Here is a 19,313-nt window from a genome sequence, read left to right as displayed (position 1 = left end):
GACACCGAAAGCGCGGGAGCCTAATGCGTGCCGGGCGTGACATGCCACGCATTTTCCGGCCCTGACAAATGCCCGGGACCGGGAACGGAACGGTTGCTGCGAGAGTCTTCACCTGGGGGGCGCCGAAGGCGCATGACGACGTACGGGGACGTACGCCGTGACACGTACGGGGACGTACGACGGGAAACAGGAGTCCGAGCACGACATGAGTGACGAGCCGCAGCAGCCGAACCAGGGCGTGGCCGACCACCAGCCGACGGCGGCACCCGAGACCGGGGGCGAAGCGGAGAGCGGTCCAGGGAGCGAGGCGGAGCGCGGGACGGGGAGCGGGGCGGACAGCGGGACGGGCGGCGGAAAGGCCGGACGGCCCCGGCGCACCGGCTGGCGCCGCGCCGTACCGACCTGGCGGATGGTGCTCGGCGGCTTCCTCACCGCCATGCTGATGGTCATCGGCGCGTTTGTGATCGGCTACTCGCTGGTGCAGATCCCGCCCGCCAACGCCATGGCCGTCAAGCAGGCCAACGTCTACCTGTACGCCGACGGCTCCGAGATCGCCCGGGACGGCGAGATCAACCGGGAGAACGTCACGCTCGCCCAGGTCTCCAAGGACGCCCAGCACGCCGTACTCGCCGCCGAGGACCGCGACTTCTACACCGAGTCCGCCGTCGACCCCAAGGCGATGCTGCGGGCCGGCTGGAACACCGCCCGCGGCAAGGGCAAGCAGTCCGGTTCGACGATCACCCAGCAGTACGTGAAGAACTACTACCTGGGCCAGGAGCAGACCGTCACCCGCAAGGTGAAGGAGTTCTTCATCGCGATCAAGCTGGACCGCACCGAGTCCAAGGACGACATCCTCGAGGGCTACCTCAACACCAGCTACTTCGGCCGCAACGCCTACGGCATCCAGGCCGCCGCCCAGGCGTACTACGGCGTCAAGGCCCAGGACCTCGACCCGGCCCGCGCCGCCTACCTGGCCGCGCTGGTCAACGCGCCCAGCGAGTTCGACGTCGTCGCCCACCCGGAGAACAAGTCCGCCGCCCTGGCCCGCTGGAACTACGTCCTGAACGGCATGGTCAAGAAGGGCTGGCTGAGCGCCTCGCAGCGGGCCGGGATGAAGTTCCCGATGCCGAAGGAGGCCACCGCCCCCACGGGCATGTCCGGGCAGCGCGGCTACATCGTCCGCGCGGTCAAGGACTACCTGGCCGCGAACAGGATCCTGAACGAGGACCAGCTCTCCGCGGGCGGCTACCAGATCACCACGACCCTGGAGAAGCGCAAGCAGGACGCCCTGGTCAAGGCCGTGGACGACCAGGTGATGAGCAAGCTCGACCGGAAGAACCGCAAGGTCGACACCTACGTCCGGGCCGGCGCCGCCTCCATCGACCCGAAGACCGGCGAGCTCGTCGCCATGTACGGCGGCATCGACTACGTCAAGCAGTACACGAACAACGCCACCCGCCGTGACTTCCAGGTGGGCTCCACCTTCAAGCCGTTCGTGTTCACCTCCGCCGTCCAGAACGGCTCCGCGACCCAGGACGGCCGCACGATCACCCCGAACACCTACTACGACGGCACCAACAAGCGCCCCGTACAGGGCTGGAGCGGCTCCTACGCCCCCGAGAACGAGGACCAGCGGTCCTACGGCGACATCACCGTCCGCGAGGCCACGGACAAGTCCGTCAACGCGGTGTACGCGCAGATGGCCGCCGACGTCGGCTCCGACAAGGTCAGGGACACCGCCATCGCCCTCGGCCTGCCGGCCGACACCCCGTCCCTGACCCCCACCCCGTCCATCGCGCTCGGAGTGGCCACCGCCAGCGTCGTCGACATGGCCGACGCCTACGCCACACTCGCCAACCACGGCAAGCACGCCCCGTACACGATGATCAAGAAGATCACCAAGGACGGCACCGACACCGTCGAGCTGCCCCGGCGCACCGAGATCCAGGCGATCAGCCGTGAGGCCGCCGACACCACCACCTCGATACTGCGCAGCGTCGTGCAGAACGGCACCGCCACCGCCGCCCAGGCCGCCGGCCGGCCCGCCGCCGGCAAGACCGGCACCGCCGAGGAGGACACCGCGGCCTTGTTCGCCGGCTACACGCCCGAACTCGCCACCGTCGTCTCGGTCATGGGCCAGGACCCGGTCACCGCCCATCACAAGCCGCTCTACGGCGCCATGGGGCTGGCCCGTGTCAACGGCGGCGGGCCGCCCGCCCAGATCTGGGCGCAGTACAGCGGGGACGCCCTGAAGAACACCCTGGTGACCGACTTCGACCTCCAGCTCCAGCCGGGCGCCGACCAGATCCAGCCGCCGCCCTCGGAGCCCGACGAGAACCCGGGCGACGGCGGTCAGGACGGCGGCGGCACGGCCGACACCGGCGACCAGGACCCGGGACAGGACCAGGGGCAGGACCAGGGGCAGGGCGACGGCGGCACGGGTGACACCGGCGGCGGCGACCCCACCACCGGCGGGACCGACGCCGGCACCCCGCCGGGCGGTCCCACCGACCCGGGCACCGGGGACGTCGGAGGCACCCCGCCGGGTGGCCCGGGAGCCACACCCGGCGGAGGCAACACCGGCACCCCGGGCAACACGGGCGGGAACGCGGGGGCCGGTACCCCCGGCGACGGCGGCACGAACACCGGCCTGCAAGGCGTGTTCAGTGACCGGACGTGACCTTGAGCCCCACCACGGCCACCAGCAGCAGACACACGAAGAAGATCCTGGCGGCGGTCGCCGGCTCCCCCAGCACCACCATGCCGATCACCGCCGCACCGGCCGCCCCGATGCCCACCCACACGCCGTAGGCGGTGCCGATGGGCAGGGAGCGGGCGGCGTACGACAGCAGAACCATGCTGGTCACGATCCCGGCGCCGGTGAGCACGCTGGGCAGGGGGCGGGTGAAGCCGTCGGTGAACTTCATCCCGATCGACCAGCCCACTTCCAGCAGACCGGCGAGAATGAGCAGGACCCAGGCCATGACAGGCACCTCCGGGACGACGTAAGGACATGAACGGGTGTGCGTCGTCTTTGCGTTCATCCCGGTACGGCGCGTCTCGTCGGGTTGGACCCGAGGCTAGCAAAAGAACGACAAAGGGGCTGGTGACCATGGTCACCAGCCCCTCGGCGGTCGGCCCTTCGAAGCCGTCGTACAGCGTCGCGCAGGACGTCCCAGGACGTCCCGAACCGCTACAGGTACAGGCCGGTGGAGTCCTCCGAACCCTCGAACCGGTCCGCGGCCACCGCGTGCAGATCACGCTCGCGCATGAGCACGTACGCGACCCCGCGCACCTCGACCTCGGCACGGTCCTCCGGATCGAACAACACCCGGTCCCCCGGCTCGACGGTCCGCACGTTCTGCCCCACCGCGACGACCTCGGCCCAGGCCAGCCGGCGTCCCACCGCCGCGGTCGCGGGAATCAGGATGCCACCGCCCGAACGCCGCTCGCCCTCGCTCGTGTCCTGCCGGACGAGCACCCGGTCGTGCAGCATCCGGATGGGCAGCTTGTCGTGCTGGCTGCTGTGCTCATTTCTCTTGGCGCTCACGCCTCGAACCTACCTGCCTTCGGCACGTCGTCACGCGGTGGGGCGTCGTGCCGCTCAGCGGCGACGCCGGCGGGCGCCCAGAGCGAGCAGTCCGACCAGGCCGACGGCGACGAGCGCGACCGGTACGACCCGCTCCAGGCGCGGGGCGCCCTCCTCGTCCACGAACTGCGCCCGCACATCGCTCACCACCCGGTTGACCTGCACGTAGGCCCGTCCGAGCGTGTGGTCGATGTTGGAGGCGACCTTGGCCTTGGCGTCCCCGACGATGGTCTTCGGGTGCACGCGCACCCCGATCTCGTCGAGCGTCTCGGCCAGCACCTCGCGGCGGCGCCTGATGTCCGCCTCGATCTCAGCCGGGGTTCTGGTGTCCGCGGTGTCCGCCACCGTGCCGCCTCCGAAGTCAACTGATGCCTGTGCGGGACAGTCTGTCAGTTCTCGCTCCGACCGCACTGTCGGCACCCCCGGTTACCCTCGGAGCGACACGGTATCCGCACGCACGCTGCGCACGCACGAGGAGACGAGCTTCCATGACCGAGCGACTCCAGCCCGGGGACGTGGCCCCCGCCTTCGTCCTCCCCGACGCCGAAGGCAAGGAGGTGTCGCTGGCCGACCACAAGGGCCGCAAGGTCATCGTCTACTTCTACCCGGCCGCCCTCACCCCCGGCTGCACCAAGCAGGCCTGCGACTTCACCGACAACCTGGACCTGCTGGCAGGCGCGGGGTACGACGTGATCGGCATCTCCCCCGACAAGCCGGAGAAGCTCGCGAAGTTCCGCGACAAGGAGTCCCTCAAGGTCACGCTGCTCGCCGACCCGGACAAGAAGGTCCTGGAGTCCTACGGCGCCTTCGGCGAGAAGAAGCTCTACGGCAAGACCGTCGTCGGCGTCATCCGCTCCACGATCGTCGTCGACGAGGAGGGCAAGGTCGAACGAGCCCTCTACAACGTGAAGGCGACAGGCCACGTGGCCAAGATCATCAAGGACTTGGGGATCTGAGGAGCACTCCCACCACTTGCGCGGCCCGCACCGGGGGTGCCCGGTGCGGGCCGTTCCGCATCCCTTACGTGACTGTCCGATAACCGGTTCGTTACTCCGTACGAGGCCACGAACGCGCGGCCGGAATCGGAGGGGATTCGATGGGGGCCGGCCCGTACACCGAAGAACGGCTGGAGGAGGCGGCGCGGACGTCGCGGACGTTGTCGGAAGCGTTGGAGCGGTTGGCGGGTGGATCCAGGGAGTTCGACGCGGCACTACATCCGGGAACGGATGAGGAAACTGGGCGTGGATACGTCGCACTTCGAGCGGGAGGGTGTGCGGTGGACCAGGGAAGTACTCCAGGCAGCAGTCTCGGCGTCGACGAACATGTGCGAGGTACTGCGCCATCTCGGGTTGGAGATCGTCGGAGGGCAGCACACGCACATCAGCCGACGTGTCCAGGCGTACGGTCTCGACACCTCGCACTTTCAGGTGCCGACGCGAGGTGGCGACGCCAGGCCCCGTCGGGCGCCAGGAGCCGTGCTCGTCGAACTGCGAGACACTCAGGCCCGGCGAATCCCGAGCGATCGCCTCAAGCGAGCGCTGCTCGCTCATGGCCTGGAAGAGCGCTGCGTCCTGTGCGGTATCGAGGCGGTGTGGCAGGGGCAATCACTGCCGCTGGAGGTCGACCACATCAACGGCAATTGGCGCGACAACCGCGTCGGCAACCTGCGCCCCCTGTGCCCCAACTGTCATTCCACAACGGACACATACCGGGGACGCGGCACGGTCCGTGACAGGCGTGACCGATGAGCAGCGGTCTGCAATACACCCGTGAGCGGCTGGAGGAAGCCGCCGCGGAGCGCTCCGATATCGACGAGGTCATCGGCTTCCCAGGCGCGCGGCCATACGCCGGCCTCCGGCGTTATCTCATGAAGCGATTCACCGACTTCGGCATTGACGTATCGCACTTCAGCCCCTGCGGCAGGCGTCCCCAGCCCACGTACGACGAACTGCGCGGGGTGATCGCTGAGTCGGCATCTCTCACAGAGGTGCTGCAACGCTTGGATCGTCCCGACAACCTCTGGCAGCGTGCGCTGCTGCGCCAGTGGATCGCCGAAGAGGGCATCTCTACCGCCCACTTCCTCGGGCAGGGGCACCGGCGTGGCAAGCGGAGCCACAACGCCAGAGGCCCCGAGGACATCCTGGTCCGCCATGAAGGGAAGCGTCGGACAGACACCGCGCTGTTGCGTCGTGCCCTCCGGGACATCGGAGTACCGGAACGCTGCGCGGATGTGGGGTCGGCCCCGAGTGGCTCGGGAAGCCCATGACGCTGGAGGTCGACCACATCGATGGAGACTGGAGTGACGACCGGAGGGAGAACCTGCGCCTGCTGTGCCCCAACTGTCATGCGATCACCAACACCTGGTGCAGGGGAGGCAGAAGGCGACGGGCGGCTCCCGGTACGATGGCAGACGGCTAGCGGCGGTGGCGCAATGGCGACGCAGCAGACTTAGGATCTGTGGCCCTTGATCGGGCTTGAGGGTTCGAATCCCTTCCGCCGCACATGAACGGCCTGCGCATCGAAGGATCGATGCGCAGGCCGTTTTGTGCTCAGCCCAGCAGTTCCCGCACCACCGGCACCAGGGCGCGAAAGGCCTTGCCGCGGTGGCTGATCGCGTTCTTTTCCTCGGGGGTCAGTTCCGCGCAGGTGCGGGTCTCCCCGTCGGGCTGGAGGATCGGGTCGTAGCCGAAGCCGTTCGCGCCCGCGGGCTCGTGGCGCAGGGTGCCGCGCAGTTGCCCCTCCACCACCCGCTCCGTGCCGTCCGGCAGGGCGAGGGCCGCCGCGCAGGCGAAGTGGGCGGCACGGTGGTCGTCGGCGATGTCCGAGAGCTGGGCCAGGAGCAGGTCGAGGTTGGCCTTGTCGTCGCCGTGGCGACCGGCCCAGCGGGCCGAGAAGATGCCGGGGGCGCCGCCGAGGACGTCGACGCAGAGGCCGGAGTCGTCCGCGACCGCGGGGAGGCCGGTGGCCTGGGCCAGGGCGTGGGCCTTCAGCAGGGCGTTCTCGGCGAAGGTGACGCCGGTCTCCTTGACGTCGGGGACGTCCGGGTAGGCGTCGGTGCCGACGAGTTCGTGGGGCAGGCCCGAGTCGGCCAGGATCGCCCTGAGTTCAACGATCTTGCCGGAGTTGCGGGTGGCGAGGATCAAGCGGGTCATGTGGGGCTGCTCCTCTACTTCGCCAGGGCCGTCTCGAGTGCCGTGCGCTGGATCACCGCGAGTTCGGTGCAGCCGGCCACTGCGAGGTCGAGGAGGCTGTTGAGTTCCTCGCGGGCGAAGGGTTCGGCCTCCGCGGTGCCCTGGACCTCGACGAAGCGGCCGTCGCCGGTGCAGACGACGTTCATGTCGGTCTCGGCGCGGACGTCCTCCTCGTAGCAGAGGTCGAGCAGCGGCACACCGCCGACGATGCCGACGGAGACGGCGCTGACGGTGCCGGTGAGCGGCTGACGGCCGGCCTTGATCAGCTTCTTGCCGCGGGCCCAGGCGACGGCGTCGGCGAGGGCGACGTAGGCGCCCGTGATGGCCGCGGTCCGGGTGCCGCCGTCGGCCTGGAGGACGTCGCAGTCCAGGACGATGGTGTTCTCGCCGAGTGCCTTGTAGTCGACGACCGAGCGCAGGGAGCGGCCGATGAGGCGGGAGATCTCATGGGTGCGGCCGCCGATCCTGCCCTTGACCGATTCGCGGTCGCCGCGGGTGTTGGTGGCACGGGGCAGCATGGAGTACTCGGCGGTGACCCAGCCCTCGCCGCTGCCCTTGCGCCAGCGCGGGACGCCTTCGGTGACGGAGGCGGTGCAGAAGACCTTGGTGTCGCCGAAGGAGACGAGGACGGAGCCCTCGGCGTGCTTGCTCCACCCGCGTTCGATGGTGACCGGGCGGAGTTGTTCGGGGGTGCGGCCGTCGATACGAGACATGGCGTCGAGCGTAGTCCCCCATGGACAAGGGGCTCCTCCCGCATCGGGAAGAGCCCCTTGAAGGTGAACAGCGGCGGACCGCGGGGTTCACATCATGTCTTCGATCTCCGCGGCGATCGGGTCGGCGTCGGTGCCGATGACGACCTGGATGGCGGTGCCCATCTTGACGACGCCGTGCGCGCCGGCGGCCTTGAGGGCGGCCTCGTCGACCAGGGAGGCGTCGTGCACTTCGGTGCGGAGCCGGGTGATGCAGCCCTCGATCTCGTCGATGTTCTGGATGCCGCCCAGCCCGGCGACGATCTTCTCAGCCTTGGTGGCCATGTTCCTTCTCCCTGATCCGATCCGCTTTGTCGCAGTAACCCACAGTTGGCCCATCTTTGCGAGCGGCCGTGCCATGGGTGCAGAATGGTGCGCTCACGGCAGCGGAACCGTCCGCCGACTGGTCTACACCAGCGTAGGCGCGGCGACCAAACGCGGCTCGACGCCCAGCGCCCCTGCCCCACATCACTGACCCTGAGCTCGAATCCACACGGTGCGTAGTGGCTCGGTCGCGGGAATCACGGGTTCCTTACGCCCCCTTCATCGTGTTACAACAGGTCTACACCACTGAGTGGTGTAGACCACCACCCGATGGAGGATGTATGAGCACCGCCACCGAGACGGCGGCCCCGGCGAAGAAATGGGGATCCGGCCTGTTCCAGGGCCTGCAGAAGGTCGGCCGCAGCCTGCAGCTCCCGATCGCCGTACTGCCGGCGGCCGGCATCCTGCTGCGTCTGGGACAGCCGGACGTGTTCGGCGCGGACGGACTCGGCTGGGACAAGGTCGCCAAGGTGTTCGCCGGCGCCGGTGGCGCGCTGCTGGATGCCTCGCTCGGCCTGCCGCTGCTGTTCTGCATCGGCGTCGCCATCGGCTTCGCCAAGAAGGCCGACGGCTCGACCGCGCTCGCCGCGGTGGTCGGGTTCCTCACCTATTACACGGTGATCCACCAGTTCCCGATCGAGGACGGTGTGCCGAAGGGCGCCGAGTTCGTCTCAACCGGTCTCGGCGGCGTGTGGAAGCACGGCTCCGAGATCACCGCGGCGTCTTACCAGAACCCGGGCGTGCTGGGCGGCATCATCCTCGGTCTGCTCTCCGCCGTGATCTGGCAGCGGTTCCACCGCACCAGGCTCGTCGACTGGCTGGGCTTCTTCAACGGCCGCCGCCTGGTCCCGATCATCATGGCTTTCGTCGGTACCGCGCTGGGCGTTCTGGTCGTGGTGGGCTGGCAGCCCATCGGTGACGTGATCACCGACCTCGGCAAGTGGATCACCGGGTTGGGCGCCGCAGGCGCGGGCCTGTTCGGTCTGGTCAACCGTGCGCTGATCCCGGTCGGCATGCACCAGTTCGTCAACACCGTCTCGTGGTTCCAGATCGGCGACTTCACCAACTCCGCCGGCCAGGTCGTCCACGGCGACCTGAACCGCTTCTTCGCGGGTGACCCGCACGCCGGCCAGTTCATGTCGGGCTTCTTCCCGATCATGATGTTCGGTCTGCCGGCCGCCGCCCTGGCCATCGCGCACTCGGCCCGGCCGGAGCGCCGCAAGGCCGTCCTGGGCATGATGGTGTCGCTCGCACTGACCTCCTTCGTGACCGGTGTGACCGAGCCGATCGAGTTCACGTTCATGTTCATCGCCCCCGTGCTGTACGTGATCCACGCGGTGCTGACCGCCCTGTCCATGGCGATAACCTGGGCGCTCGGCGTGCACGCCGGCTTCACCTTCTCCGCCGGCTTCATCGACTACGCCCTCAACTGGAACCTGGCGACCAAGCCATGGCTGATCATCCCGATCGGCCTGGTGTTCGCGGTCATCTACTACACCGTGTTCCGCTTCGCCATCACCAAGTTCAACCTCCCCACCCCGGGCCGCGAACCCGAGGAGGAGACCGAGGACCTCACGAAGGCGTGAGCCCGGTCACGGCGTGGGAGGGCCCCCGGAGTTCCATGACTCCGGGGGCCTTTCGTGTCCTGGGCCTTCCTGGACCTGCGGTCCTGGGCCTAGATGTCGTACGACGCTCCGGGCGCCGCGAGCTCCACCGGGCCGGCGTAGACCGCGCGGGCGTCGGCGAGGTTGATCTGCGGGTCGGTCCACGGGGGGATGTGGGTGAGGACCAGGCGGCGGACTTTGGCGCGCGCGGCGGTCTCACCTGCCTCGCGGCCGTTGAGGTGCAGATCGGGGATGCTCTCCTTGCCGTCCGTGAAGGCGGCCTCGCACAGGAAGAGGTCGCTGTCCCGGGCGAGTTCCTCCAGCGCCTCGCTCACCCCGGTGTCCCCGGAGTACGTCAGCGCCCGCCCGCCGTGCTCGACGCGGATGGCGTAGGCCTCCACGGGGTGGGCCACCCGCTCGGTGTGCACGGTGAAGGGGCCGATCTCGAAGGTGCCGGGCTTGACCGTGTGGAAGTCGAAGACCTCGCTCATCGAGGAGGCCGTGGGGGTGTCGGCGTAGGCGGTGGTCAGCCGGTGCTCGGTGCCCTCGGGCCCGTACACCGGGATGGGGTCGCAACGGCCTCCGTCGTACCGGTAGTAGCGCGCGACGAAGTAGCCGAGCATGTCGATGCAGTGGTCGGCGTGCAGATGACTCAGAAAGATGGCGTCGAGGTCGTAGAGACCGCAGTGGCGCTGCAACTCGCCCAGGGCGCCGTTGCCCAGGTCGAGAAGCAGCCGGAAGCCGTCGGCCTCGACGAGGTAGCTCGAGCAGGCCGATTCCGCGGACGGGAACGACCCCGAGCAGCCGACGACGGTGAGCTTCATGAAGCAGAAACCTCCGCTGGCGGGAAAACTTCAGAGAGGAAGATGACGGGGGTCGTGCGGTCCGTCGAGCGTAAGGCGGGATACGTCCGGTCGCTCCTCCGGCAAGGGCTGTTGTGGGCGAACTCACCTGTGGTGTCACCGGTTCGGCTGGACCTGGGGCGCATGGGGAGCGTTGAAGGGCGCGCACCGAGGGTCGCACGCCGGTAACGTCATGGCTGTGGACACGTCCTGGTGGCTGGCGCTCGCGGCGGTGGTGCTGCTCGCGCTCGTCGCCACGCTCGTCGACGGCTGGGGACGGGGTCGCAGGCCTCCGAGAAGGTCGCGTCCCGGCCGTCTGACCGGCCACCGTGCCGCGGCGCGTCCGCAGCCCGCGGAGATCTGGTGGGCCAGCGTGCCCCATGGAGACGGGCCGGGGGCGAAGGACCGGCCCTGTCTGGTTCTGGCGGTGCACGGCAAGCGCGCCAGGGTCGCGGAGATCACCAGCAGGTACCACGACGAGCGGTCCGGAGTGATCCCGCTGCCGCCGGGCTCGGTCGGGGACACGCAGGGCCGGACCAGCTTCCTGGAGACCGACGAGGTCCGGGAGATACCGGTGTGGGACTTCCGCCGCCGGGTGGGGGTCGTGGACCCGGTCCTCTGGGACCAGGTGCGGTACCTGGCAGGCTGAACGGAACGGACGCGACCCAGCTGACAGGAAAGGCCCGCCCCAGCCGAACGGGACGAACGCGGCCCGACCGAACGGGACAGACGCGGCCCCACCAAACGCAGCGGGCCCAGCCCAGCCAAACGGGACAGGCCCGGCCCGACCGAACGGGACGAACGCGTCCCAGCCGAACAGGACAGACGCGGCCCCACCAAACGCAGCGGACGCAGCCCAGCCAAACGGGACAGACGCGGCCCGACCGAACGGGACGAACGCGTCCCAGCCGAACAGGACAGACGCGGCCCCACCAAACGCAGCGCGCGCAGCCCAGCCGCAGGGGACGGGCGCGGCCCGACCAGACGGGACAGGCCCGGCCCAGCCGAACGGAGTCGGCGCGGCCCGACCGAACGGGACGAGCGCGGCCCAGCCGAGCGGAACAGGCGCGGCGCTGCCGTGTCCGGGTGTCGTGGCGCGTCGGGCTCACGGCCCTGTCACCCGCACGGTGACCGTCCACTGCCGGATGCCCTGGCACGCGATCCGGCCGGGGCCCGCCGCGCACAGCGGACGGATGGACGTCAGCCGGGCCGTTCCGGGCGTGACGGCGTCGAACGCGGCGACGGCGTCGCCCGGCAGGATCACGATGCCGGCGTTGGCGGCCCGCAGAGCGGAGCCGCTGGACCTGACCGGTGTCCAGGGACGGTCCTCGGTGCCGTCCAGGGTGAGACGCACCTGCCCGCCGACGGTCAGGCAGAGGGTGCGCCCGGAGTCGGCGACGGTGAGTTCGGCGCGGTCCGTGCAGCCGGGGGCGGGACGGCCGGAGGAGGCCGGGGCGGTCCCGGTCGCGGACTCTGAGGGGACGGATCCGGGCGGGGAAGCGGGCGCGGTCGTCGGCCGGGTGGGGGTGCCGTCCTTGCCGGAGCCCGCGCCGTCGTGCTGTGCGCCGCAGCCGACGAGGAGCAGGGTCGCCGCCGCGGCGGCGACGGCGGTGCCGTGAAGCGTCGAACGGCGCATGGGGTCGGCCGCCTTTCTGCTGTGCCCGGGGTGCCGTGCCCTGTCCTTCTGCCGGTGTGACGTTTCTCCAGCACATCAGGATCCCGTCCCCCACGCACGCCGGAGCCCCGGCCGATACGACGGCCGGGGCCCCGCGCACGCGGATATTGGACGGACCGGTGGTGGGCGGCAGAACCTACGCCCAGAGCTGACCCTGGAGGGTCTCGATGGCCTCCTCGGTGGTGGCCGCGGTGTAGACGCCGGTGGAGAGGTACTTCCAGCCGCCGTCGGCGACGATGAAGACGATGTCGGCGCTCTCGCCCGCCTTCAGCGCCTTCTTCCCGACGCCGATCGCCGCGTGCAGCGCGGCGCCCGTGGAGACGCCCGCGAAGATGCCCTCCCGCTGGAGGAGTTCACGGGTGCGGGTGACCGCGTCGGCCGAGCCGACCGAGTAGCGGGTGGTGAGGACGGAGGCGTCGTAGAGCTCGGGGACGAAACCCTCGTCGAGGTTGCGCAGGCCGTACACCAGGTCGTCGTAGCGTGGCTCGGCGGCGACGATCTTCACGTCCGGCTTGTGCTCGCGCAGGTAGCGGCCGACGCCCATGAGGGTGCCCGTGGTGCCGAGGCCCGCGACGAAGTGCGTGATCGAGGGCAGGTCGGCGAGGATCTCGGGGCCGGTGGTGGCGTAGTGGGCACCGGCGTTGTCCGGGTTGCCGTACTGGTAGAGCATCACCCAGTCCGGGTGCTCGGCGGCCAGCTCCTTGGCGACGCGCACGGCGGTGTTGGAACCGCCCGCGGCCGGGGAGGGGATGATCTCCGCTCCCCACATGCCGAGCAGGTCCCGGCGCTCCTGCGAGGTGTTCTCGGGCATCACGCACACCATGCGGTAGCCCTTGAGCTTGGCCGCCATGGCAAGCGAGATGCCGGTGTTGCCGGAGGTGGGTTCGAGGATCGTGCAGCCCGGGGTGAGCCGGCCGTCCTTCTCCGCCTGCTCGATCATGTGCAGGGCGGGCCGGTCCTTGATCGAGCCGGTCGGGTTGCGGTCCTCCAGCTTCGCCCAGATGCGGACGTCGGCCGACGGCGACAGCCGCGGCAGGCACACCAGAGGGGTGTTGCCCACCGCGGCCAGCGGGGAGTCGTAACGCATCTCTGATCAGCGACCGATCAGCGCATGCCGCCGGCGACGGCCGGCAGGATCGTCACGTTGTCGCCGTCGGCGAGCTTGGTGGCGATACCGTCCAGGAAGCGCACGTCCTCGTCGTTCAGGTAGACGTTGACGAAGCGGCGCAGCTGCTCGCCGTTCGCCTGGTCGACGATCCGGGCCTGGATGCCCGGGTGCCGGGTCTCGAGGTCGGCGAAGAGCTCGGCGAGGGTCTCCCCGTTGCCGTCCACGGCCTTCTGGCCGTCGGTGTACTGGCGGAGGATGGTGGGGATGCGGACCTCGATGGCCATGGTTGCGGGCTCCTGTCGGTAAGGATGTCGTCGGGATGGATCCCCCGGCTCGGACGCGGCCGGGCGCACCGTAGGGGTACCCCCGGGCTTTCGGCACTGGGGGGAGCGCCGCGGCCCTCACGGCCGTGCGGCGGCGCGGAACGTCAACAGATGGCGCTGTTCAGCCTGCACAGGTCGACGTGCAGCCGCGCCACGAGCAGCATGCCCGGCGTCTTCTCGCTCACGTCGTGGGAAACCATGCGGTCATCGTATCGATTCCCGGTCCGGGACCCGGAGTGTGATCTCGTCACGCGGACACTTTCCATCCACGCCACGAGACGTTCCCCGATCATTCCCCGATCAGTACGCCTCCACCACCTTGACCTCCTCCTCCGTGACCTCGCCCTCGACGATGCGGAACGAGCGGAACTGGAACTCGCCGAGCCCGTCGGTGTCGGCGGTGGAGACCAGCACGTAGTGCGCGCCGGGCTCGTTGGCGTAGCTGATGTCGGTGCGGGAGGGGTAGGCCTCGGTCGCGGTGTGCGAGTGGTAGACGATCACCGGCTCCTCGTCCAGATCGTCCATTTCCCGGTAGAGCTTGAGCAGGTCCTGCGAGCCGAACTCGTAGAAGGTGGGCGAGCGGGCCGCGTTCACCATGGGGATGAACCGCTCGGGCCGGCCGGAGCCCACGGGTCCGGCCACGACGCCGCACGCCTCGTCGGGGTGGTCCTTGCGGGCGTGGGCGACGATCTGGTCGTAGAGGGCCTGGGTAAGGGTCAGCATGGCGGCCAGCATAGACAGGCGGGCCGTTCCGTACCGGAGTTCGGTACGGAACGGCCCACATTGCGGACATCCTGAGCGGCCGCGGGAGCGGGTTGGGGGCCCGCTCCTGCCGGGACGTCCGGTCCGGGAGCGCCTTCGGGATCAGCCGACCTTCTCGAGCTGCGGCTCGCGGCGGTCGGCGACCTGCGGGTTGCGGTTCTTGAGGACCGCCCAGCCGATGGCGAGGGCGGCGGCCCACGCGGCCATCACGTACAGGCAGACGCGGGAGTCGGCGTCGTACGCGATCAGGCCGGTGACGAAGAGCAGGAACGCGATGGCGACGTAGGAGCACTTGGAGCCGCCGGGGGCCGGGAAGGAGGAGGCCCGCAGCCGGCCCGACTCGACGCCCCGGCGGTACAGGACGTGGCTGATCAGGATCATCAGCCACGTCCAGATGCCGGCCGCGGTGGCGACGGAGGTGACGTAGCCGAAGGCCTTCTCCGGGACGATGTAGTTCAGCACGACGCCGATGCCCATGAAGGCGACGGAGACGGTGATGCCCAGCGCCGGGGTCTTGGAGGTCGACAGGCGGCTGAAGAACCGGGGGGCCTCGCCGTTGTCCGCGAGGGTGCGCAGCATGCGGCCGGTGGAGTACATGCCGGAGTTGCAGGAGGACAGGGCCGCGGTGAGCACCACGAAGTTCACGATGCCCGCGCCGGCCGGGATACCGATGACCGCGAACGCCTTCACGAAGGGGCTGACGCCCGGCGCGAACTCGGTCCACTTCACCACGCACAGGATGACGGTGAGGGCGCCGACGTAGAACAGCGCGATCCGCCAGGGCAGGGTGTTGATCGCCTTGGGGAGGGTCTTCTCCGGGTTCTCGGACTCACCCGCGGTGACGCCGACCAGTTCGACGGCGAGGTAGGCGAACATCACGCCCTGGAGGGTCATCAGGGAGGAGCCGACGCCCTTGGGGAAGAAGCCGTCGAACTCCCAGAGGTTGCTGACGGTGGCGGTGTCACCGGCGGCGCTGAAGCCGAAGGTGAGGACGCCGAGACCGATCACGATCATGCCGATGAGGGCGGTGACCTTGACCATCGAGAACCAGAACTCGATCTCGCCGAAGACCTTCACGGAGATCAGGTTGGCCAGGAACAGGACGACCAGGAACACCAGCGCGGTCACCCACTGCGGAATGGCGGGGAACCAGTAGTGGACGTAGATCGCGGCGGCCGTCAGCTCGGCCATTCCGGTCACCACCCACATCAGCCAGTACGTCCAGCCGGTGAAGAAGCCGAAGAACGGGCCGAGGAACTCGCGGGAGTACTCCGCGAAGGAACCCGAGACGGGGCGGTAGAGCAGGAGCTCGCCGAGTGCCCGCATGATGAAGAAGATGATCAGGCCCGCGAGGGCGTACATGACGATGAGGCTTGGTCCGGCCTTGGCGATGTTCGCCCCTGCACCCAGGAAGAGGCCGACGCCGATGGCGCCGCCGATGGCGATCATCTGGACCTGGCGGCTGCCGAGTCCTCGCTCGTACCCCTCTTCGGGGGCTTCCGTGACCTGCGGTGAGGTCATGTGGTGTGCGCCTTTCTCCATGCCGACCCCGGGCCCTCGGTCGGCCCCGGATCGGGTTTCGATCCCCCCGGATTGATGGAGTGCGTGCCCGGGTCTCCCCGGATCCGCTGTGCCTGGCCGGCTGTTGCCGGCTCGGTGGCGCACCCGGCCGGACATGGGTGGTGTCCGCCGGGCGGTCGTGAAGATTTATCACGGCCGCAACACTGATCGACGGGGAGCTGTGTGATGCATCCCACGGGAAGAAGCGGACGAAGCGCGCAGGGCGCACCCATACCCGGCCGTCGCAGTGACGCGATCGTTATCCGGATTTGAGCGTCCTCTGAGCGAACGCGAAATCCGGATATACCGGGTGGATCACGGCATGAGCCGGGTGGATCACGGCATGGGACCACAGCGCGATGCCCGGGGCCACAGCGCGAGAGGCGCGGGGCTACGGCATGAGGCGCGGTACTACGGCATGAGCGTGGAGACGAGGGTCTCCTGGAGTCCGCCCAGCCAGAGGTAGGCCATCACCATCGGCTTGCGCGGATCCTCGTCCGGCAGCCGGTAGAAGTCGTCCGTGTCGTCCTCGTCGGTGATCTCCAGCCGGGAGCCGATGGCGAGGCGCAGGTCGTTGAGCGCGCCGAGCCACCGCTGGGACTCGGCCGGCGTCAGCTCCAGCTCCGCAAGGCCGCCTTCGCCGGGGGTGAGCGCGTTGAGCGAGTGGATCACCGCGAGGGCGTTCTCGCGCTTGCCGGCCCGCAGGTCGTTCTCGGTGTAGCGGCGGAACTCGGCGGAGTGGGCGCGCTGCTCGGCGGCCTCCTGGGGGTTGCCGGGAGTCTCGGGGTCGCGGTAGGCGTCCGGGAAGAGCCGCATGAGGACGGGATCGGACGGCGGTTCGCTCGGGCCCTCGGCGAACAGCTCGGCGAGCGGGTCGGCGGGGGTGTCCTCGGCGGGGCCGGGACCGATGAGCTCGAGGAGCTGCACGGCCAGCGAGCGGATGATGGAGATCTCGACGTCGTCGAGGGCGACGGACGCGCCGCCGCCGGGGAGCGGTTCGAAGGTTCCTGGCATGGAGGGAGTTCGCTACTTCCGGTCCTGCTGGAGGGTGGCCCACAGACCATAGCCGTGCATGGCCTGAACGTCCCGTTCCATCTCCTCACGGGTTCCGCTGGAGACGATGGCCCGGCCTTTGTGGTGGACGTCGAGCATGAGCTTGGTGGCCTTGTCCTTGGAGTAGCCGAAGTACGTCTGGAAGACGTACGTCACATAGCTCATGAGATTGACGGGGTCGTTGTGGACGATCGTCACCCAGGGCACGTCGGGTTCGGGTACGGCAAAGACCTCCTCCGCCGACTCGGTCTTCTCGATCTCGATGGGTGCGGCTGCCGTCACACGGCCCATGCTGCCATCCCGAGGGGGTACTCGCATAAACGGAGGGCCAAATCGTCAGTCTGACGAAATGGGAGTACGATTCTTCGCCAGGCATCATCCGGGGACGGCCCCCGGACCCCCGGCCGACGCCGGGGGCACCCGCGCGACATGTCTAGGAGAGCTTCGGTGGGCGTTGCGGACCTTGGGCTGCCGGTGGACGTTCCCTCGACGGCTCTGTTCACCGATCACTACGAGCTGACGATGCTCCAGGCCGCTCTGAAGGCCGGGACGGCCGGGCGGCGCAGCGTCTTCGAGGTCTTCACCCGGCGGCTGCCCGACGGACGCCGCTACGGGGTCGTGGGCGGCACCGGGCGGGTGCTGGACGCGGTGGAGAACTTCCGCTTCGACGCGGACGTCCTCGCCTTCCTGCGCGAGCGCCGGGTGGTGGACGAGCCGACCCTGGAATGGCTCGCCGACTACCGGTTCGGCGGGGACATCTGGGGCTACCCCGAGGGCGAGGTGTACTTCCCGGGCTCGCCGATCATGCGGGTGGAGGGGTCGTTCGGCGAGTGCGTGCTGCTGGAGACCGTGATCCTGTCGATCCTCAACCACGACTCGGCGATCGCGGCCGCCGCCTCCCGGATGACCTCGGCCGCCGGCGGCCGCCCGCTGATCGAGATGGGCGCCCGCCGCACCCACGAGCTGGCCGCGGTCGCCGCCTCCCGGGCCGCCTACCTCGGCGGTTTCACCTCCACCTCCGACCTGGCCGCCGGCTTCCGCTACAACATCCCGACGGTGGGCACCTCCGCCCACGCCTTCACCCTGCTGCACGACAGCGAGCGGGACGCCTTCCAGGCGCAGGTGGACTCGCTCGGCCGGGACACCACGCTGCTGGTGGACACCTACGACGTGACCGAGGCGGTCCGTACGGCCGTCGAGATCGCCGGGCCCGAGCTGGGCTCGGTGCGCATCGACTCCGGCGACCTGCTGCTGGTCGCGCACCGGGTGCGCCAGCAGCTCGACGAACTGGGCGCACGGGACACGAAGATCATCGTCACCTCGGACCTGGACGAGTACGCCATCGCCTCGCTGGCGGCGGCGCCCGTGGACGCCTACGGCGTCGGCACCCAGCTGGTCACCGGCTCCGGCCACCCGACGGCGTCCATGGTCTACAAGCTGGTCGCGCGCGCCGAGACCGGCGACGCCGGGGCGCCGCTGGTGCCGGTGGCGAAGAAGTCCACCGGCGGCAAGACCTCCGTCGGCGGCCGCAAGTGGGCGGCACGCCGGCTGGACGCGCACGGGGTCGCGGAGGCGGAGGTCGTGGGCACCGGTCCGGTGCCGGACCGGCTGGCCGGCCGGCAGCTCCTGGTGGAGCTGGTCAAGGGCGGTGAGGTGATCGCCCGCGAGCCGCTGGACGCCGCCCGGGACCGGCACGCTACCGCCCGCGCCAACCTGCCGCTGTCGGCGACCCAGCTCTCCCGAGGGGAACCCGTCCTTCCGACGGAGTACGTCCACACGGGCTCGGGTAGCTAAAGCGCGTGCCCCCGCTTCGGTACGCCCCCGAAAGTCCCCTCACGTCCGAGTGGCGGATCCGCCGGGACCGTGGCCTCACGACCGGACCCGCGTCCCCTCCGCCCGCCGATCCGACAACCGAAGGACACCGACCATGCGCCGCGCCTTGATCGTCGTCGATGTGCAGAACGACTTCTGCGAGGGGGGCAGCCTCGCGGTGGCCGGGGGCGCCGACGTCGCCGCCGCGATCACCGAGCTCATCGGGCAGGCTCCCGCGGGCTACCGGCACGTGGTGGCGACCCGGGACCACCACATCGCGCCCGGCGGTCACTTCGCCGACAACCCCGACTTCGTCCGTTCCTGGCCCGCGCACTGCGTCGCGGGCACGGAGGGTGTGGGCTTCCACCCCAACTTCGCCCCCGCCGTCGCCTCCGGAGCCGTCGACGCGGTCTTCGACAAGGGCGCCTACTCGGCGGCCTACAGCGGCTTCGAGGGCACCGACGAGAACGGCGAGCCGCTGGCCGACTGGCTCAGGGCCCGGCACATCGACGAGGTGGACGTGGTCGGGATCGCCACGGACCACTGCGTGCGCGCCACCGCCCTGGACGCCGTGAGGGAGGGCTTCCGCACCCAGGTGCTCCTGGACCTCACCGCCGGGGTGGCCCAGGCGACCACCGAACGGGCACTGGAGGAGCTGCGGCAGGCGGGCGTGGAACTCATGGGCAAGCCGGTCGTCGCCTAGGTCCTGTCAGCCGGCTCC

21 protein-coding genes, 1 tRNA gene, 2 pseudogenes and 1 riboswitch are annotated in these 19,313 nt (G+C 69.7%); of the genes and pseudogenes, 9 read left to right on the top strand and 15 right to left on the bottom strand.

The annotated features are described in order from the left end of the window. The first annotated feature begins 205 nt into the window (after positions 1–205). The gene (locus tag ACFY3J_RS27815; protein WP_384179424.1) at positions 206–2,680 is read left to right on the top strand and encodes a transglycosylase domain-containing protein; all 2,475 of its coding nucleotides are present in this window, start codon (positions 206–208) and stop codon (positions 2,678–2,680) included. On the opposite strand, the gene ACFY3J_RS27810 is transcribed toward ACFY3J_RS27815, so the two are convergent. The 3 genes from ACFY3J_RS27810 to ACFY3J_RS27800 form a co-directional block, all read right to left on the bottom strand. Next, on the bottom strand, positions 2,664–2,984 hold the full coding sequence (locus tag ACFY3J_RS27810; RefSeq protein ID WP_141360565.1) for a multidrug efflux SMR transporter: 321 nt from the start codon (positions 2,982–2,984) through the stop codon (positions 2,664–2,666). The two genes, ACFY3J_RS27815 and ACFY3J_RS27810, sit on opposite strands and share 17 nt — an antisense overlap. Before the next feature lie 38 nt (positions 2,985–3,022). Then, a riboswitch (guanidine-III (ykkC-III) riboswitch) is annotated at positions 3,023–3,086 on the bottom strand. 107 nt (positions 3,087–3,193) lie between these two features. After that, positions 3,194–3,550: a co-chaperone GroES gene (locus ACFY3J_RS27805; protein ID WP_141360564.1), complete on the bottom strand. Its 357-nt coding sequence runs from the start codon at positions 3,548–3,550 to the stop codon at positions 3,194–3,196. 54 nt (positions 3,551–3,604) lie between these two features. Continuing rightward, positions 3,605–3,934: a DUF3618 domain-containing protein gene (locus ACFY3J_RS27800; RefSeq protein WP_384179427.1), complete on the bottom strand. Its 330-nt coding sequence runs from the start codon at positions 3,932–3,934 to the stop codon at positions 3,605–3,607. 143 nt (positions 3,935–4,077) lie between these two features. Between ACFY3J_RS27800 and bcp the strand changes: the two genes are divergently transcribed. The 4 genes and pseudogenes from bcp (at position 4,078) to ACFY3J_RS27780 (ending at position 6,090) form a co-directional block, all read left to right on the top strand. Next, positions 4,078–4,545, top strand: a complete 468-nt coding sequence (gene bcp, locus ACFY3J_RS27795; RefSeq protein WP_384179429.1) for a thioredoxin-dependent thiol peroxidase — start codon at positions 4,078–4,080, stop codon at positions 4,543–4,545. Positions 4,546–4,685: 140 nt separating this feature from the next. Then, positions 4,686–5,337 (top strand): annotated as a pseudogene (locus ACFY3J_RS27790) (HNH endonuclease). After that, positions 5,334–6,007: pseudogene (locus ACFY3J_RS27785) on the top strand (HNH endonuclease). Before ACFY3J_RS27790 ends, ACFY3J_RS27785 begins: the two co-directional pseudogenes overlap by 4 nt. Continuing rightward, a tRNA-Leu gene (locus tag ACFY3J_RS27780) sits at positions 6,007–6,090 on the top strand. Before ACFY3J_RS27785 ends, ACFY3J_RS27780 begins: the two are co-directional and overlap by 1 nt. A gap of 48 nt (positions 6,091–6,138) precedes the next feature. Here the strand turns inward: ACFY3J_RS27780 and rdgB are convergent. The 3 genes from rdgB to ACFY3J_RS27765 form a co-directional block, all read right to left on the bottom strand. Beyond that, positions 6,139–6,741 (bottom strand): RdgB/HAM1 family non-canonical purine NTP pyrophosphatase, encoded by a 603-nt coding sequence (rdgB, locus tag ACFY3J_RS27775; protein WP_390841962.1) that lies wholly within the window; start codon positions 6,739–6,741, stop codon positions 6,139–6,141. Between the two features lie 14 nt (positions 6,742–6,755). After that, positions 6,756–7,493 (bottom strand): ribonuclease PH, encoded by a 738-nt coding sequence (gene rph, locus ACFY3J_RS27770; RefSeq protein ID WP_384179434.1) that lies wholly within the window; start codon positions 7,491–7,493, stop codon positions 6,756–6,758. Between the two features lie 87 nt (positions 7,494–7,580). After that, on the bottom strand, positions 7,581–7,814 hold the full coding sequence (locus ACFY3J_RS27765) for a glucose PTS transporter subunit EIIB (RefSeq protein ID WP_225078608.1): 234 nt from the start codon (positions 7,812–7,814) through the stop codon (positions 7,581–7,583). Positions 7,815–8,134: 320 nt separating this feature from the next. Between ACFY3J_RS27765 and ACFY3J_RS27760 the strand changes: the two genes are divergently transcribed. Further along, on the top strand, positions 8,135–9,439 hold the full coding sequence (locus tag ACFY3J_RS27760; protein WP_384179436.1) for a PTS transporter subunit EIIC: 1,305 nt from the start codon (positions 8,135–8,137) through the stop codon (positions 9,437–9,439). A gap of 89 nt (positions 9,440–9,528) precedes the next feature. Here the strand turns inward: ACFY3J_RS27760 and ACFY3J_RS27755 are convergent, their stop codons facing one another. Continuing rightward, positions 9,529–10,281 carry an MBL fold metallo-hydrolase gene (locus tag ACFY3J_RS27755; RefSeq protein ID WP_390841961.1) on the bottom strand — a complete coding sequence of 251 codons (753 nt, stop codon included), beginning with the start codon at positions 10,279–10,281 and terminating at the stop codon, positions 9,529–9,531. 217 nt (positions 10,282–10,498) lie between these two features. Between ACFY3J_RS27755 and ACFY3J_RS27750 the strand changes: the two genes are divergently transcribed. Further along, complete coding sequence (locus ACFY3J_RS27750) at positions 10,499–10,948, top strand: type II toxin-antitoxin system PemK/MazF family toxin (protein WP_384179644.1); 450 nt, start codon at positions 10,499–10,501, stop codon at positions 10,946–10,948. Between the two features lie 456 nt (positions 10,949–11,404). Here the strand turns inward: ACFY3J_RS27750 and ACFY3J_RS27745 are convergent, their stop codons facing one another. The 8 genes from ACFY3J_RS27745 to clpS all read right to left on the bottom strand — a co-directional run bounded on the left by ACFY3J_RS27745 (position 11,405) and on the right by clpS (position 17,071). Continuing rightward, the gene (locus tag ACFY3J_RS27745) at positions 11,405–11,935 is read right to left on the bottom strand and encodes a hypothetical protein (protein WP_384179440.1); all 531 of its coding nucleotides are present in this window, start codon (positions 11,933–11,935) and stop codon (positions 11,405–11,407) included. 175 nt (positions 11,936–12,110) lie between these two features. Continuing rightward, a complete protein-coding gene (locus tag ACFY3J_RS27740; RefSeq protein WP_384179442.1) occupies positions 12,111–13,061 on the bottom strand; it encodes a PLP-dependent cysteine synthase family protein in 951 nt (316 codons plus the stop codon). 17 nt (positions 13,062–13,078) lie between these two features. Beyond that, a complete protein-coding gene (locus tag ACFY3J_RS27735) occupies positions 13,079–13,366 on the bottom strand; it encodes a MoaD/ThiS family protein (protein WP_384179444.1) in 288 nt (95 codons plus the stop codon). A gap of 143 nt (positions 13,367–13,509) precedes the next feature. Further along, on the bottom strand, positions 13,510–13,605 hold the full coding sequence (locus ACFY3J_RS27730; protein ID WP_384179446.1) for a putative leader peptide: 96 nt from the start codon (positions 13,603–13,605) through the stop codon (positions 13,510–13,512). 100 nt (positions 13,606–13,705) lie between these two features. Further along, entirely contained in the window at positions 13,706–14,128 is a 423-nt protein-coding gene (locus ACFY3J_RS27725) for a Mov34/MPN/PAD-1 family protein (RefSeq protein WP_225078614.1), read from the bottom strand. 141 nt (positions 14,129–14,269) lie between these two features. After that, positions 14,270–15,688: an amino acid permease gene (locus ACFY3J_RS27720; RefSeq protein WP_384179448.1), complete on the bottom strand. Its 1,419-nt coding sequence runs from the start codon at positions 15,686–15,688 to the stop codon at positions 14,270–14,272. A 450-nt stretch (positions 15,689–16,138) separates the two neighbouring features. Then, positions 16,139–16,741: a DUF2017 domain-containing protein gene (locus tag ACFY3J_RS27715; RefSeq protein WP_384179450.1), complete on the bottom strand. Its 603-nt coding sequence runs from the start codon at positions 16,739–16,741 to the stop codon at positions 16,139–16,141. A 12-nt stretch (positions 16,742–16,753) separates the two neighbouring features. Beyond that, positions 16,754–17,071 carry an ATP-dependent Clp protease adapter ClpS gene (clpS, locus tag ACFY3J_RS27710; RefSeq protein WP_141360548.1) on the bottom strand — a complete coding sequence of 106 codons (318 nt, stop codon included), beginning with the start codon at positions 17,069–17,071 and terminating at the stop codon, positions 16,754–16,756. Positions 17,072–17,227: 156 nt separating this feature from the next. Here clpS and ACFY3J_RS27705 point away from each other — a divergent pair, with 156 nt between their 5' ends. Beyond that, positions 17,228–18,574: a nicotinate phosphoribosyltransferase gene (locus tag ACFY3J_RS27705; RefSeq protein WP_384179452.1), complete on the top strand. Its 1,347-nt coding sequence runs from the start codon at positions 17,228–17,230 to the stop codon at positions 18,572–18,574. Positions 18,575–18,707: 133 nt separating this feature from the next. Then, entirely contained in the window at positions 18,708–19,295 is a 588-nt protein-coding gene (locus ACFY3J_RS27700; protein WP_384179454.1) for an isochorismatase family protein, read from the top strand. Positions 19,296–19,313 lie beyond the last annotated feature (18 nt).

Origin of the sequence: Streptomyces sp. NPDC001231, from assembly GCF_042896885.1 — a bacterium.
In the GTDB taxonomy this organism is placed as follows: Bacteria; Actinomycetota; Actinomycetes; order Streptomycetales; family Streptomycetaceae; genus Streptomyces.
This window is presented reverse-complemented; position numbering and strand designations above follow the sequence as displayed.

What these genes read in the sequence shown, in the direction of transcription:
- ACFY3J_RS27815 (WP_384179424.1), top strand. Translation starts at nt 206, where the DNA reads ATGAGTGACGAGCCGCAGCAGCCGAACCAGGGCGTGGCCGACCACCAG.
- ACFY3J_RS27810 (WP_141360565.1), bottom strand. Translation starts at nt 2,984, where the DNA reads ATGGCCTGGGTCCTGCTCATTCTCGCCGGTCTGCTGGAAGTGGGCTGG.
- bcp (WP_384179429.1), top strand. Translation starts at nt 4,078, where the DNA reads ATGACCGAGCGACTCCAGCCCGGGGACGTGGCCCCCGCCTTCGTCCTC.
- rdgB (WP_390841962.1), bottom strand. Translation starts at nt 6,741, where the DNA reads ATGACCCGCTTGATCCTCGCCACCCGCAACTCCGGCAAGATCGTTGAA.
- rph (WP_384179434.1), bottom strand. Translation starts at nt 7,493, where the DNA reads ATGTCTCGTATCGACGGCCGCACCCCCGAACAACTCCGCCCGGTCACC.
- ACFY3J_RS27765 (WP_225078608.1), bottom strand. Translation starts at nt 7,814, where the DNA reads ATGGCCACCAAGGCTGAGAAGATCGTCGCCGGGCTGGGCGGCATCCAG.
- ACFY3J_RS27760 (WP_384179436.1), top strand. Translation starts at nt 8,135, where the DNA reads ATGAGCACCGCCACCGAGACGGCGGCCCCGGCGAAGAAATGGGGATCC.
- ACFY3J_RS27755 (WP_390841961.1), bottom strand. Translation starts at nt 10,281, where the DNA reads ATGAAGCTCACCGTCGTCGGCTGCTCGGGGTCGTTCCCGTCCGCGGAA.
- ACFY3J_RS27745 (WP_384179440.1), bottom strand. Translation starts at nt 11,935, where the DNA reads ATGCGCCGTTCGACGCTTCACGGCACCGCCGTCGCCGCCGCGGCGGCG.
- ACFY3J_RS27740 (WP_384179442.1), bottom strand. Translation starts at nt 13,061, where the DNA reads ATGCGTTACGACTCCCCGCTGGCCGCGGTGGGCAACACCCCTCTGGTG.
- ACFY3J_RS27735 (WP_384179444.1), bottom strand. Translation starts at nt 13,366, where the DNA reads ATGGCCATCGAGGTCCGCATCCCCACCATCCTCCGCCAGTACACCGAC.
- ACFY3J_RS27730 (WP_384179446.1), bottom strand. Translation starts at nt 13,605, where the DNA reads ATGGTTTCCCACGACGTGAGCGAGAAGACGCCGGGCATGCTGCTCGTG.
- ACFY3J_RS27725 (WP_225078614.1), bottom strand. Translation starts at nt 14,128, where the DNA reads ATGCTGACCCTTACCCAGGCCCTCTACGACCAGATCGTCGCCCACGCC.
- ACFY3J_RS27720 (WP_384179448.1), bottom strand. Translation starts at nt 15,688, where the DNA reads ATGACCTCACCGCAGGTCACGGAAGCCCCCGAAGAGGGGTACGAGCGA.
- ACFY3J_RS27715 (WP_384179450.1), bottom strand. Translation starts at nt 16,741, where the DNA reads ATGCCAGGAACCTTCGAACCGCTCCCCGGCGGCGGCGCGTCCGTCGCC.
- clpS (WP_141360548.1), bottom strand. Translation starts at nt 17,071, where the DNA reads ATGGGCCGTGTGACGGCAGCCGCACCCATCGAGATCGAGAAGACCGAG.
- ACFY3J_RS27700 (WP_384179454.1), top strand. Translation starts at nt 18,708, where the DNA reads ATGCGCCGCGCCTTGATCGTCGTCGATGTGCAGAACGACTTCTGCGAG.